General features: G+C 52.4%; 14 protein-coding genes. 8 read left to right on the forward strand and 6 right to left on the reverse strand.

Annotated features, from left to right (window positions below; translation table 11 throughout):
* Together ABJQ89_RS13180 and ABJQ89_RS13185 are read left to right on the forward strand one after the other, a co-directional pair.
* The coding region (locus ABJQ89_RS13180; RefSeq protein WP_348496673.1) for a hypothetical protein at positions 1 to 684 on the forward strand (684 nt) is incomplete at its 5' end.
* A gap of 78 nt (positions 685 to 762) precedes the next feature.
* Positions 763 to 1,182, forward strand: a complete 420-nt coding sequence (locus ABJQ89_RS13185; protein ID WP_348496674.1) for a L,D-transpeptidase — start codon at positions 763 to 765, stop codon at positions 1,180 to 1,182.
* Positions 1,183 to 1,197: 15 nt separating this feature from the next.
* On the opposite strand, the gene dacB is transcribed toward ABJQ89_RS13185, so the two are convergent.
* The gene (gene dacB / locus ABJQ89_RS13190) at positions 1,198 to 2,703 is read right to left on the reverse strand and encodes a D-alanyl-D-alanine carboxypeptidase/D-alanyl-D-alanine-endopeptidase (protein WP_348496675.1); all 1,506 of its coding nucleotides are present in this window, start codon (positions 2,701 to 2,703) and stop codon (positions 1,198 to 1,200) included.
* A gap of 136 nt (positions 2,704 to 2,839) precedes the next feature.
* On the opposite strand from dacB, the gene ABJQ89_RS13195 reads away from it, so the two are divergent.
* Positions 2,840 to 3,691 (forward strand): DMT family transporter, encoded by an 852-nt coding sequence (locus tag ABJQ89_RS13195; RefSeq protein ID WP_348496676.1) that lies wholly within the window; start codon positions 2,840 to 2,842, stop codon positions 3,689 to 3,691.
* Here the strand turns inward: ABJQ89_RS13195 and ABJQ89_RS13200 are convergent.
* A complete protein-coding gene (locus ABJQ89_RS13200; protein ID WP_348496677.1) occupies positions 3,662 to 4,261 on the reverse strand; it encodes a nicotinate-nucleotide adenylyltransferase in 600 nt (199 codons plus the stop codon). The genes ABJQ89_RS13195 and ABJQ89_RS13200 overlap by 30 nt on opposite strands.
* A 69-nt stretch (positions 4,262 to 4,330) precedes the next feature.
* Here ABJQ89_RS13200 and ABJQ89_RS13205 point away from each other — a divergent pair, with 69 nt between their 5' ends.
* Complete coding sequence (locus ABJQ89_RS13205; RefSeq protein WP_348496678.1) at positions 4,331 to 5,029, forward strand: hypothetical protein; 699 nt, start codon at positions 4,331 to 4,333, stop codon at positions 5,027 to 5,029.
* A gap of 75 nt (positions 5,030 to 5,104) precedes the next feature.
* Here the strand turns inward: ABJQ89_RS13205 and ABJQ89_RS13210 are convergent, their stop codons facing one another.
* The gene (locus ABJQ89_RS13210; RefSeq protein ID WP_348496679.1) at positions 5,105 to 5,668 is read right to left on the reverse strand and encodes a hypothetical protein; all 564 of its coding nucleotides are present in this window, start codon (positions 5,666 to 5,668) and stop codon (positions 5,105 to 5,107) included.
* Positions 5,669 to 5,750: 82 nt separating this feature from the next.
* Here ABJQ89_RS13210 and ettA point away from each other — a divergent pair, with 82 nt between their 5' ends.
* Together ettA and ABJQ89_RS13220 are read left to right on the forward strand one after the other, a co-directional pair.
* Positions 5,751 to 7,406 carry an energy-dependent translational throttle protein EttA gene (gene ettA / locus ABJQ89_RS13215; RefSeq protein ID WP_348496680.1) on the forward strand — a complete coding sequence of 552 codons (1,656 nt, stop codon included), beginning with the start codon at positions 5,751 to 5,753 and terminating at the stop codon, positions 7,404 to 7,406.
* Positions 7,407 to 7,408: 2 nt separating this feature from the next.
* Positions 7,409 to 8,467 (forward strand): PIN domain-containing protein, encoded by a 1,059-nt coding sequence (locus ABJQ89_RS13220; protein WP_348496681.1) that lies wholly within the window; start codon positions 7,409 to 7,411, stop codon positions 8,465 to 8,467.
* On the opposite strand, the gene trxC is transcribed toward ABJQ89_RS13220, so the two are convergent.
* On the reverse strand, positions 8,468 to 8,896 hold the full coding sequence (gene trxC / locus ABJQ89_RS13225; RefSeq protein ID WP_348496682.1) for a thioredoxin TrxC: 429 nt from the start codon (positions 8,894 to 8,896) through the stop codon (positions 8,468 to 8,470).
* A 9-nt stretch (positions 8,897 to 8,905) separates the two neighbouring features.
* The gene (locus tag ABJQ89_RS13230; protein ID WP_348496683.1) at positions 8,906 to 9,532 is read right to left on the reverse strand and encodes a hemolysin III family protein; all 627 of its coding nucleotides are present in this window, start codon (positions 9,530 to 9,532) and stop codon (positions 8,906 to 8,908) included.
* Between the two features lie 160 nt (positions 9,533 to 9,692).
* Here ABJQ89_RS13230 and ABJQ89_RS13235 point away from each other — a divergent pair, with 160 nt between their 5' ends.
* On the forward strand, positions 9,693 to 10,253 hold the full coding sequence (locus ABJQ89_RS13235; protein WP_348496684.1) for a L,D-transpeptidase: 561 nt from the start codon (positions 9,693 to 9,695) through the stop codon (positions 10,251 to 10,253).
* A gap of 75 nt (positions 10,254 to 10,328) precedes the next feature.
* Here the strand turns inward: ABJQ89_RS13235 and ABJQ89_RS13240 are convergent, their stop codons facing one another.
* On the reverse strand, positions 10,329 to 10,751 hold the full coding sequence (locus ABJQ89_RS13240; protein WP_348496685.1) for a tellurite resistance TerB family protein: 423 nt from the start codon (positions 10,749 to 10,751) through the stop codon (positions 10,329 to 10,331).
* A gap of 117 nt (positions 10,752 to 10,868) precedes the next feature.
* On the opposite strand from ABJQ89_RS13240, the gene ABJQ89_RS13245 reads away from it, so the two are divergent.
* On the forward strand, positions 10,869 to 12,021 hold a 1,153-nt coding region (locus ABJQ89_RS13245; RefSeq protein WP_348496686.1), incomplete at its 3' end, for a lysine--tRNA ligase.

Consider the following 12,021-nt stretch of genomic DNA (forward strand, 5'->3'; position numbering starts at 1 on the left):
GGCGGCGATGATATCATCGGTGGTGACACTGGTATGGATTCATTGTTTGGAGACAACGGCGATGACACGGTTTTTGGAAACGGTGGCGATGATGAACTGTTCGGAAACGCGGGAGACGATTTGCTGATTGGCGGAGGTGCGGCTGATACGCTGTTTGGCGGCCCTGGGAATGATTTGCTGGTGAGCAACTATATCGAATTTGGCGAAAACGGCGCATTGGATATCACCGCATCTGCTACTGCAGTTTTGCAGGACGGCGAATTTCAAGAAACAGAAAACGTCGATTTTGACATGCTGCGCGAGGATGGTGCGTTCAATGGCGTAGATATCTCATTCTTGGACGAAGCCAGCGAGGAAGAGCAAGGTGGTGTTCTTTTCGGTGAAGCTGGCGATGACATTCTATTGTTGTCTGGAGGCGATACCGCAGAGGGTGGCAGCGGCGAAGATCTTTTCGTTCTGCATGAAGATATGGTCGATGAAAACACGGTCGTGATTACAGATTATGAAGATGATGAAGACGTCATTGCGTTGCAATTTGATGGTGAAGAAGAACCAGTTGTTGAGGTTGAAGACAACAACGAAGATGCTTTGATCCGCATCGGGGAAAACCTGATTGCGCGTGTTGAAGGCGGGGCAGGTTTGTCTGCAGCCTCTATCGTTCTTATCGAGTCCGTCGCGCTCTAAGTTAACTTTTGACAAAATCCGGCTTTTGGCCTTTGATATACGATATTTAGATTATCTATTCAAAGGGAGGACTACATATTGCGTAGTTTTTTGATCGTTTTGTCCGTTTTATTGTGCATGCCAATTTTGGCTTCGGCAGCGTCGTTGGTTGCAAAGGTTGACGTGTCCAGCCAGACAATGACCGTCATTCGTCATGGTGAAGTCATTTATCGTTGGCCCGTTTCGACCGCGCGTAAAGGGAAGGTCACGCCTCGTGGTTCTTACTCCCCAAAATTCTTGTCGCGCCATCATAAATCCAGCCTCTACAACAATGCGCCCATGCCATATTCAATCTTCTTTCGTGGCAATTACGCGGTGCACGGAACCAATCAAACCAGCCGTTTAGGAAGCCCCGTGTCAGCTGGGTGCGTACGTCTTCACACGGACAACGCAGCTAAGCTGTTTGCATTGGTGAAGAAACATGGCTTCAAGGATACGCGGATCGTGGTGCAAAACTGAGTGGCGTTAGGGGCGTTAACCGTAAACAGCGCCCCAACGCTCAATTAGTTTTTGTTGCAGGGCTTTGGCGCGGCGATTCCAGTCGCGCCCGCCTTTCGGCGCTTCTTTGTCTGCGTCCTTGATACCTCTGCGTCGGTTCGTGTCTGCGCAAATCATTGAAAACGCCAACTGTTTTCCATCTGGCGCAGTCATGTAGCCTGACAGTGCGCTAACAAAATTCAACGTACCCGTTTTTGCATTAACCTTAATGGGATGGTTCTTGATTACCTTGCGATTGGCATCGCGCATGGTGAATGGCTTGAGCAATTCAGCAAATCCAGGACGACGCCGCGCGATCAACATCGCGTTCACCATCCCTTGGGCGGTGACCTTGCTCGCATCGCTGAGACCTGAATGATCTGCAAAGCTAGCATTGCCCATTTTGAGCGTGCTGTTGGCCCATTTGCTCATTTCGCTACCGGACCCTTTTAGGGACGTCACGCGTTTGCCGCGCGCCTGCGTTGCGACTAGTCCAACGGCCTCGGCTGTGAGGTTGGTCGAGAACTTTAACATATCGCGCAGGATACGTGTGAGCGGGGCGCTGGAATGTGTCACAAGCGTTCGCGTATTGGCCGTGCGGTTAGATTGCTGCGGCGTTTTCAGAGCAATGCCCTGCGCGCGCGCAAGGGTTTGGAACACATCCGCTGCATAAAGCCCGGGTTTGCGCACAGGCAACCAACGCGACCCACTTTTGCCGAGGGCACCGCGCGCAACGCTCCATTGATCAAAGCGGCCGCCATCTTTGTAGCTGTAGACAGGCAGATTGCGCGATGCGATCTGCATTTTGGAAATGTAGACCTTGGGCCGATGTTTGTCAGAACGCGCATCCATCGCGACGGAGTAGCCATCGCCTGTGCGCTGCCATTGAAAATGAACACGATTGAAGTTCAGGTTTAGTCCAGAGATCGATGGATTGTAGCTGACATGGTCGGGTTGGGATGTATCGAGTTCTTTGACGTTCAGGAGCGCGTTTTCAACGTAGTAGAAGTTTCCACGCACTTCTCGAATGCCAAGACCTTTGAGTTGCGCAGCCATATCAGCGAGCGCATTTGTATCGAGCGTTGGATCGCCGCCGCCAATAAGGAACAGATCTCCACTGACGACACCGCCTGCAACCGACCCATTGGTGCTGACGCGCGTGCTAAAGCGGAAATCGGGGCCAAGCACATCAAGGGCATAAAGCGCAGTGATCGATTTTGCAGTGCTCGCTGGGGGAAGTCCCTTTGCTGCGTCGTTGGTCTCTAGCAGTTTGCCGCTGTTGAGATCAGCTACTGCAAAACCGACCGCGCCGCCAAGCTTCGCGGAATCTATCAGCGCCTTGGGGGTAGCGGGTTGGCGAACCACTGCGGCTGCCGTGCCTTGCGCGCCGCCGCGCGCCGTTGGGCGCAGCGATGATAATGGGGCATTTGCGAATGCGACATGACCGAAAGAGGCAGAAGCCACCGAGGTCAGAAAAAAGCGTCTTGAAAATAATTTGGTCATTCGGGGATTAATGCAAATCGATGGGGTCAAAACAAGGCCAGAGCGGCGCGACACTTGGGCATTTTACGGCAATGTGATGTCAGGCGCTAGAATTGTTTCGCTGTTGCTCGGCTTTGGGCCGTGTTAGCCGATGCTTATGACCAAAGCGATTTTGATTATGCTCATCGCGATGAGCTTTATTCCGGCAGGGGATGCGGCCAGTAAGGTGCTCACATCTCAAATCGGCGTGGCGCCGATCTATGTGGTTTGGACGCGCTTTGCGATAGGTGCTCTGATCCTGCTGCCCTTTACGTGGCGCGCGGGTTTGGCTGTTTGGCGCGATTGGCGGGTCTGGTTCCGCTCTGCCATTATTGCGCTTGGGATCAGCTGTATCACGCAGGCGTTCAAGCTCGCGCCGCTGGCTGATGTGTTCGGGGCATTCTTTATCGCGCCGATGGTGAGCTACATTCTTTCGGTCTGGTTCCTGAAAGAGCGCACAGGCGCGGTGCAATCGGTCTTGGTTGTGCTCGGCTTCGTCGGGGTCTTGATGATCGTTCGTCCGGGCTTTGACACGTCCGCGGGACTTGGCTGGGCCTTGATCGCCGGGTGCTGCTACGGGCTGTTCTTGACGGTTTCGCGTTGGCTTGCGGGGCAAGTTGCCTTGGGCGGGCTGATGCTGACGCAAATGATTGGGCCTGTTGTTTTGACAGGGCCTTTTGTGATCGGGAATTTCCCTGAAATGACGACAGAGATTGCGTGGCTCACGCTTTATAGCTCTGTGGGGTCGATGATTGGCAATGTGCTCATGCTCTTTGCTTATAAGATGCAAGAGGCGTCCAAACTGGCGCCTTTCGTGTACTTCCAATTGATATCTGCAGTTTTGCTCGGATGGCTTGTCTTTGGTGACTTACCAGATGCTTTGACCATTGCGGGCATGGCACTGATCATTGCCGCGGGAAGTGCCGTTGCGCTGCTGCAATCAAGACGGCCAATCGCCGCGCGCGCGTAAATCAGTCGATGAAATGTCCCGCATAGGCACGTTCACAAACGACCAAGCTGGCGCCTGTGCATAGGATAACCTCTGGGCGCGACGTCCTTTCAAAAGGGCATGTCGGTAGATTTGCGCGGCAGGGGCAGTGCGCCCTTCAATGCGTTCGCCTGGACGTGCGAGCACGCCGATAGGAACGCTTTGCATGATCTCTTGCCAGTCTTTCCATAGATGGAACTGCGCCAGATTGTCCGCACCCATGAGCCATGTGAAGCTGGCAAAGGGAAAGCGCTGTTGTAGCGCACGCAGGGTTTCCGCAGTGTAGCGGGTGTTTAGCTCGGCTTCGATATCGCTGATATGAACGCGCGGATGCTGCATAACTTTGCGTGCACGTGTCAGGCGCTTTTCCATTGGGGCAGGGCCGCGGGACTTAAGTGGATTGCCGGGGGAGACGAGCCACCAGACCTCTTGCAAATCGAACCGTTTGAGCGCCTCGCGCGTAATATGCGCGTGTCCCTGATGGGCTGGATCAAAAGAGCCACCCAAAAGGCCAATGCGTCTACCGCGAGTTGTCTGCGCTGTTGGTGTCATGCTTTCGCTTTAAAGCGGCAAGGAAAGGCGTGCAATCAGATGGCGTTAATTTGATTGGTTGCCATGCGGATGAAGCGGACAGTCTGTGAAGTTCGTCAAAGGTCTGTTCCTTGCGGGCACTTCGAACAACTGGTGTGGAATATCCTTCTGAGTAAAATTGGGAATGCCAACGCACTAGCAAAAAATCGCCACATTTTTGTTTTATACAATGATATCCAATCAGTGGGCAAAATCTTCATGAATACAACACCCTACTTTGACGAAATCGGTCAAACCGTTCCGATGGAGGGTTCATTCACGTTGCGGATATTTGCTGTGCTTCGGTTATGTTTTGTCACCCTTGCTGTTTATATCTGTGTCTTACAGTTCTTCCAGATTGGTTTTTGGTCTGGCACGATAGACCGCGGATTGATTTTTCTAGGAATTCTGAGTGGTATGGGCCTGTATTCTGACGGCATAGAATTTGTCTGGCGTAAATTAGGGCCATTCGCGCAACTTGTCGTTTTGCTCCTGCTGCCAACCTTGGCTGCCAGTTCCGTGTTGCTTTCGGGTCGCATGCTCATTTCTGGCGTCACGTTTCTAACGTTGATTCTTCTTCTTGCTGCCATGGCTTGCGGCCTGTGCATGACTATAAGTGATCCTTTGCGCACTGCCCGTTATCGTCAAATCCAGAGGTTTTTGCGAACGCTGCCTAAATCTGACAGGCGCGCGCCGAAGCTACGGTTGGAGCGCGATTTTCAAACGCTTATGGCCGAAGGTTTCCGTTAGTTTTAGAAAGCAGTCATTGGAGCGCGGCACATCATTCGGCACATCGGGCTCGAACTAGATTTTTAATTAGACTAATCATCTCGAAAAGGTGTGACGTTCAAGATCGCATTTGTTGATCTCAACGACTGCCTTGTGCCACGCGGCATCTGTATCGAATACTTCGTGTTGCCAATCATTCGCGGATTTGCGAGGGATCATTCCGTAGCGGATCATATAGCCGGGGCGATAATCCGGAGGTCCAAGCGCAAAGATGTTGCCGCAGGTCTCAACAAAGAACGGATGCTTTGGATCGCGCATCTTGTCGATGGAGGCACGCACGCCCGTCATTGTGGGGCGATCCAAGAAGGCAAACATCCATTGCGACAGTTCGGGCAAGACCACATGCGCACTTTCATCGCGCACGCGTTGTTGATCGAACAGGCCGTACGATGAATAGGTGTAATAGACCTGTATCGCGTCGTCATACCTTTGATCCTCTGCACAGGCACGCACGATACGGGCCAACTCGGATGGATGCATGTCATTGCGCAGCTCGGACTGGGACAAACAGCCAAAGTCGCGCGGCAACGTTTCCTCTGTATGGGGATTAAGCCAAGGTGCGCTGATCTGAGCGATCAGGAGTGACGCGACGCCGAACATGTGAAGCCTCCTATTCAATTGCGCCTATCCTCGCATCGCTCTATGTCAGGACCAACTGAATTTAGCGTGAGGAGCGACCCCCATGGCGGCGTATCAATATGTGTATCACATGCAAGGCGTGTCTAAGACCTATCCGGGCGGCAAGAAATGCTTTGAAAACATCCACCTAAACTTTTTGCCCGGTGTGAAAATCGGTGTCGTTGGTGTCAACGGCGCGGGTAAATCGACACTGCTCAAGATCATGGCCGGTTGGGATAAGGATTTCCAAGGCGAGGCATGGAAGGCCGAGGGCGCCCATGTTGGCTATCTTCCGCAAGAGCCGAAGCTTGACGAAACGCTCGATGTGCGCGGCAATGTGATGCTGGGCGTGAAGGACAAGAAAGACATCCTTGATCGCTACAATGAACTTGCGATGAACTATTCAGATGAGACAGCCGAAGAGATGGCCGAGCTTCAGGATAAAATCGATGCGGAGAACCTTTGGGATCTTGACAGCCAGATCGACGTTTCCATGGAAGCGCTGCGCTGCCCGCCGGATGATGCGGATGTGACAACCCTTTCTGGTGGTGAGGCACGCCGCGTTGCGCTGTGTAAGCTGTTGCTGGAACAGCCAGATATGCTGCTGCTCGATGAGCCGACCAACCACCTTGATGCGGAAACGATTGCTTGGCTGCAAAAGCACTTGATCGATTACAAGGGCACGATCCTTTGCGTCACGCACGACCGTTATTTCCTTGATGACATCACCAGCTGGATTCTGGAGCTGGATCGCGGCAAGGGCATTCCTTACGAGGGCAACTATTCCGCGTGGCTGGAGCAGAAGGCGAAACGCCTCGCGCAGGAAGCACGTGAAGACAAGTCCAAGCAAAAGACGCTTGAGCGCGAACTTGAGTGGATGCGCCAAGGCGCGAAGGCCCGTCAGGCCAAATCCAAAGCGCGTATCACCGCCTATAACGAGCTCGCGAACCAGTCCGAGCGCGACAAGGTTGGCCGCGCACAGATCGTCATTCCGAACGGTCCACGTCTTGGCAACAAGGTGATCGAGGTTGAAGGTCTGAAGAAGGCGATGGGCGATAAGCTCTTGGTCGAAAATCTGTCCTTTGATCTGCCACCGGGTGGTATTGTTGGTGTGATCGGGCCGAACGGCGCGGGTAAATCAACTTTGTTCAAGATGCTGACAGGTCAGGAAACCCCGGATGAGGGCACGGTGAGCTATGGTGACACGGTGCAACTGTCCTATGTGGATCAGTCGCGTGACGATCTGCAAGATGATCAAACCGTGTGGGAAGCGATTTCCGGCGGCTCCGAGATCATCGCGCTGGGCGATGCGGAAGTGAATAGTCGTGCCTATTGCTCGTCCTTCAACTTTAAGGGCGGAGATCAGCAGAAGAAGGTGAACTTGCTCTCAGGTGGTGAACGCAACCGTGTGCACATGGCGCGTTTGCTGAAAGAGGGCGGCAACGTTCTACTGCTCGATGAACCTACGAACGATCTGGACGTCGAAACGCTGCGCGCCTTGGAAGACGCTTTGGTTGATTTTGCAGGCTGCGCCGTTGTGATTTCTCACGACCGTTTCTTCTTGGATCGGATTTGTACACACATGCTGGCCTTTGAGGGCGATGCGCATGTGGAATGGTTCGAGGGTAACTTCGAGGACTATGAGGAAGACAAGAAACGCCGTTTGGGTGCGGATGCTCTGGAGCCAAAGCGGATTAAGCATAAGAAATTCGCGAGGTAGATTTGGTAAAAGAGATCTACATAGACAGCAATTTTTACATCCAGCAAGGGCGCGACTTAAGTAGCCCCAGCCTTGAGCAATTACATGATTTGGTCGAGGCTGGGGAGTTGAGAATATTTACAACTGATCACACCAAAAATGAGGTTAGGAAAAAGCTATCTCAAAATGCTTATGATGCATTGGCCCCTTTGACTAAGACGCATGTTAGAAGTCTTGCAATAAAGATTTTGCAGGAAGATTTACCAAATTTGACATCCGATATACTACGGAAAGACTTGGATGCTTATTATGAGCGAGTTGTAGGTCAGGTCATGCGTAGATTGAGGGCGCGAGAAGTTTCAATTGATACCGTCAAGCCATCAGCCGTATTGAATAGTTATTCCAAAAACGAGGGTGTTTTTTCTAGCGGTGCCAAGAAGAATCAATTTCCAGATGCCTTTATTCTAGCAGCAATAAAAAAACACAGAGAAAGGCGAGCGAAAAGGTTCGGCACGCCACAAAGCAAGCTTCTCATTCTCTCGAAAGACAAGGATTTTCAAGCCGCAGAACAACACGACAGTAGCATCAGGGTTGTTGAAACAGTCGAGGGCTTGTTCAAGTACTTAGGTTATTCGACTGATGGGCCGGATGTAGGAAGCTGGCTGGAGGACAATGAAGATTTCCAAGAGCTTCTACGGTTAGAACTTGAAGAGTGGCAGATTGAAATTGAAGATGTCGAAGACGCTGAGGTCGATTACTTTGAAATATCTGATATCCAATTCGGTAAAATTAAGGCCTTTGCTCCTATCCAAGATGGCGGCGATTTGCTCGTTTTAGGCAAAGCATGTGTCTATTTGAGTGTGGATTACACCCATCCAGATTGGGACAATGCAGCGTATGATTCTGAAGATAAAAAGCTAATACCCTTCGACAGCGTTTCGGGGATTTCCGATACGGAACTAAATGTTGGATTTTCAGGATTAGCAACGCTAGATGCCAACGGTGTTCCTTCGGAATTGACGTCTGTTAGCCTGGATATTTCGAGTGGTCTATATATTCAAATTAGACCTTATCCGTTTTAACTATCCCTTCGGAACCCACCCAACAATCTGACCCATCTTCATCGCGCCTGACTGGCGTTTGACTTCGCGTCCGTTCTGCCATGCGATCATCGTTGGGATGCCGCGGATGCCGAGGCGTTGGGACGGGGCAGGGTGGTCTTGGGTGTTCAGCTTCACAAGCCGCGCTTTGCCGCTAAGCGCTTTCGCGGCTTTGTCGAACTCTGGCCCCATCATTTTGCACGGCCCGCACCACGGAGCCCAGAAATCCACGACCAGCGGCACGTCATCGCTCGCGCTGGCTTTGGTAAAGATCGCGGGGGTGATCTCTATCGCTTTGCTCGGCATCAACGCCGCGCCGCAAAAGCCGCATTTCGGGCCATCGCCGAGTTTATCAAATGGCACGCGGTTGAGTTGTGCGCATTTCAAGCAGGTGAGTTTTTTGCCAGCCATGGGATGTCCTTAAAATAGCGCGAGCCAGATGCCCGCGAACATGAGCATGCCGCCGACGCTGACCCAAGTGTGCCAAATTGCATAACGAAATGGTAAGTTTTTGCGCGCATAAAAGATCGTGCCGATGGCGTAGCTCGCGCAGCCGGCAAGAATGAATTTAGGCGTGATCGCGGGTACACCTTGTAGATCGGGCAGGGCGAGCAAGCCAAGTGCGCCAAGCGCAAGATAGGAGGCCGTGGACCAGCGGGATTTGATTTGTGGATTGGTGATCTTGTTCCAGATCGCGAGCAGGGCAAAGACCCAGCACAGCGCAAGGATGACAAGGGCGCGTGTTGTGCCTGCTTGAATGAGCAGCGGGGTAAAGGTGCCTGAAATGCTAAGGTAGATGGCTGCGTGATCGATGCGGCGCAGAAGGGCGCGTTTGTCGTGCCATGGGGCGAAATGGTAAAAGCAAGACGCTTGGTTGGATGCGAGAGCACAGAGCACATAGACCAGCACCGCAAGGAAAAGGGGCGTCGCGAGTGTATCGCTCGCCTTGAAGAGCATGAGAGTGCCAGCAATGAGAATCGCGACGAGGCCAAAGGCATGCACGCCAATGTCGGCGCGGCGGTGCGAAAGGGTAGGGCTTGGGTACATTGGATCATCCGCCTTGCTGTTTAGCTGATCGATAGATAGCGGATTGGTCCGTGTCGAGTGTGTTTTCAAGGGACCCAACGTCGTTGTGATCGCGGTGGGATTGATTTTTGTGCGGTTTCTGGCAGGTTATCGCCTATTCATAACGAGGGAACGGGTGCCAATGATTTCGCGTCGCACATTTATTCAGACAAGTGCAGCCAGTGTGCTGCTTCCGCAATTTGCGCAGGCCCAAGAATTTGAAGTGGCTGAACAGTATAAACCGCAATATGTTCGGGTTAAGGACGGCATCGCGCCGGGTCAGCTTTTGGTCATGCCGCGCGCGCATTTCCTATATTGGATCGAAGCACCCAACAAAGCTGTGCGCTATGGTGTTGGTGTTGGCAAGGCCGGTCTGGAATTCCAAGGCACCGCAACGATTGACGTCAAAAAGGAATGGCCCACGTGGCGTCCGACCAACGAGATGATCGAGCGCGATCCGCATCTTTACGGTAAGTTTAAAGGCAACCTAGACGCCCAACCTGGTGGACCTGGCAATCCACTTGGCGCGCGCGCGCTTTACTTGTTCCAGAATGGTCGGGACACCTTCTTCCGAATTCATGGTACAACTCAGCCAAAGTCTATTGGCCAATCCGTGTCCAATGGCTGTATTCGCATGATCAACAGTCATGTCACTGATCTATATGAGCGTGTTCCTATCGGGACCGTCGTAACCGTTCTCTAAGCAGGGCGATTGAAAAAGAAAAACCGCAGCACTGGCAACAGGCTGCGGCTTTTTCGTTTGCGTTTTGTGCGTCGCTTAAGTGATGTGACGCGCGCGTGCGCCGCGCTCAATCGCAGCGGCGTGCAGGCGGTCGATGTCCAGCTCATAGCGTACTTCTTCCAAAATACGCAGCTCGCTTTCTTGAAGCGTGCCATCGGCGGCGGCTACATCGCAAGAGAGCGCATAGGCTGTTTCAAAGAGTCGTTCTGGCAGGTTATCCCGAACAAGACCGAAGAGCGCATCAAGGCCGTCTTCCTGCTCAAACAGATCGAAAACCGTTTGCGCGATGATGTTCATGCGGTCGATATCATACGAGGCAAACACAGGCAGATTGTTTACTGCGGTTTGGATTTTCACCAATTCGACCGTGCGAATATCCTCGTCCGATGCGGAAACCGCGATCATCAAGGCCACAAGGCAATCTTGTGGGCTGAGCGGGTGAGGTGTTGCTTGGTTCATAGCGTGTTTGCTTTCGTTAGGATGCATATGCAGAATATTGACGATACCCCCTGTATTCAATAGGTAGCGCCCACATGCCTGCCCATTCGGGCAGGTTTCTTTTCTTGGAGACCTGATATGTCTGATCTGCGCGATGTTGCGATGAGCTCGAAAGCCTGGCCGTTTGAAGAAGCGCGCAAGGTGCTCAAACGCTATAAAAAAGCGCCGCCAGAGAAGGGGTATGTGCTGTTTGAGACAGGCTATGGTCCGTCTGGTCTGCCGCATATTGGCACGTTTGGTGAGGTGTCGCGCACGACAATGATCATGCGTGCGTTTCAGGAAATCAGCGATTACCCGACGAAGCTCGTTTGTTTCTCAGATGATCTGGACGGCATGCGCAAAGTGCCGAGCAATGTGCCGAATTCTGAGAGCCTCGAAGAGCATTTGCAAAAACCGCTGACCTCTGTGCCCGATCCGTTTGGCAAGTTCGAAAGCTTTGGTCACCACAACAACGCGATGTTGCGTCGTTTCCTTGATACCTTCGGGTTCGAGTATGAATTCTATAGCGCAACCGAATTTTATGGCTCTGGTCAGTTTGACGACGTGCTTAAGCGCGCGGTCGACAAATACGATGCGATTATGGAGGTCATGTTGGCCTCACTGCGCGAAGAGCGCCGTCAGACTTATTCGATCTTCCTGCCGTTTCACCCTGAAACAGGCAAGGTGCTCTACGTGCCGATGAAATCAGTCAATCGTGAAGACTATACGGTTACCTTCGATGATGAAGAGGGGCGCGAGTGGACTGTGCCTGTGACGGGCGGCAATGTGAAATTGCAGTGGAAGCCTGACTTTGGTGCGCGCTGGGCGGCGCTGGGCGTCGATTTCGAGATGTATGGCAAAGACCATTCAACGAACACGCCGATCTATGACAAGATTTGCCGCTTGCTGGGCATGCCTGCGCCAGAGCATTTCACGTATGAGCTGTTCCTCGATGAGAACGGTCAGAAGATTTCCAAGACCTCTGGCAATGGCGTGTCTATTGACCAGTGGCTGACCTATGCATCGTCCGAGAGTCTGTCGTACTTCATGTATCAAAAGCCGAAGACGGCGAAACGGATGCATTTTGACGTTATTCCAAAGGCGGTTGATGAGTATCATCAGCAGCTTCGCGCCTATGCGACGCAGGAACCAAAAGCGCAGCTGAATAATCCTGTTTGGCATATTCACGGCGGTAACGTTCCAGAAAGCAAAATGGTTGTGCCTTTCTCTATGTTGCTCAACCTTGCGTCAG

The organism is Planktotalea sp., assembly GCF_039984035.1.
GTDB lineage: Bacteria > Pseudomonadota > Alphaproteobacteria > Rhodobacterales > Rhodobacteraceae > Planktotalea.

Bases quoted from the DNA above. Each gene is read 5' to 3' on its own strand.
- ABJQ89_RS13205 (WP_348496678.1), top strand. From the start codon at position 4,331: ATGAAGCGGACAGTCTGTGAAGTTCGTCAAAGGTCTGTTCCTTGCGGG.
- ABJQ89_RS13195 (WP_348496676.1), top strand. From the start codon at position 2,840: ATGACCAAAGCGATTTTGATTATGCTCATCGCGATGAGCTTTATTCCG.
- trxC (WP_348496682.1), bottom strand. From the start codon at position 8,896: ATGGCTGGCAAAAAACTCACCTGCTTGAAATGCGCACAACTCAACCGC.
- ABJQ89_RS13240 (WP_348496685.1), bottom strand. From the start codon at position 10,751: ATGAACCAAGCAACACCTCACCCGCTCAGCCCACAAGATTGCCTTGTG.
- ettA (WP_348496680.1), top strand. From the start codon at position 5,751: ATGGCGGCGTATCAATATGTGTATCACATGCAAGGCGTGTCTAAGACC.
- ABJQ89_RS13200 (WP_348496677.1), bottom strand. From the start codon at position 4,261: ATGACACCAACAGCGCAGACAACTCGCGGTAGACGCATTGGCCTTTTG.
- dacB (WP_348496675.1), bottom strand. From the start codon at position 2,703: ATGACCAAATTATTTTCAAGACGCTTTTTTCTGACCTCGGTGGCTTCT.
- ABJQ89_RS13235 (WP_348496684.1), top strand. From the start codon at position 9,693: ATGATTTCGCGTCGCACATTTATTCAGACAAGTGCAGCCAGTGTGCTG.
- ABJQ89_RS13210 (WP_348496679.1), bottom strand. From the start codon at position 5,668: ATGTTCGGCGTCGCGTCACTCCTGATCGCTCAGATCAGCGCACCTTGG.
- ABJQ89_RS13230 (WP_348496683.1), bottom strand. From the start codon at position 9,532: ATGTACCCAAGCCCTACCCTTTCGCACCGCCGCGCCGACATTGGCGTG.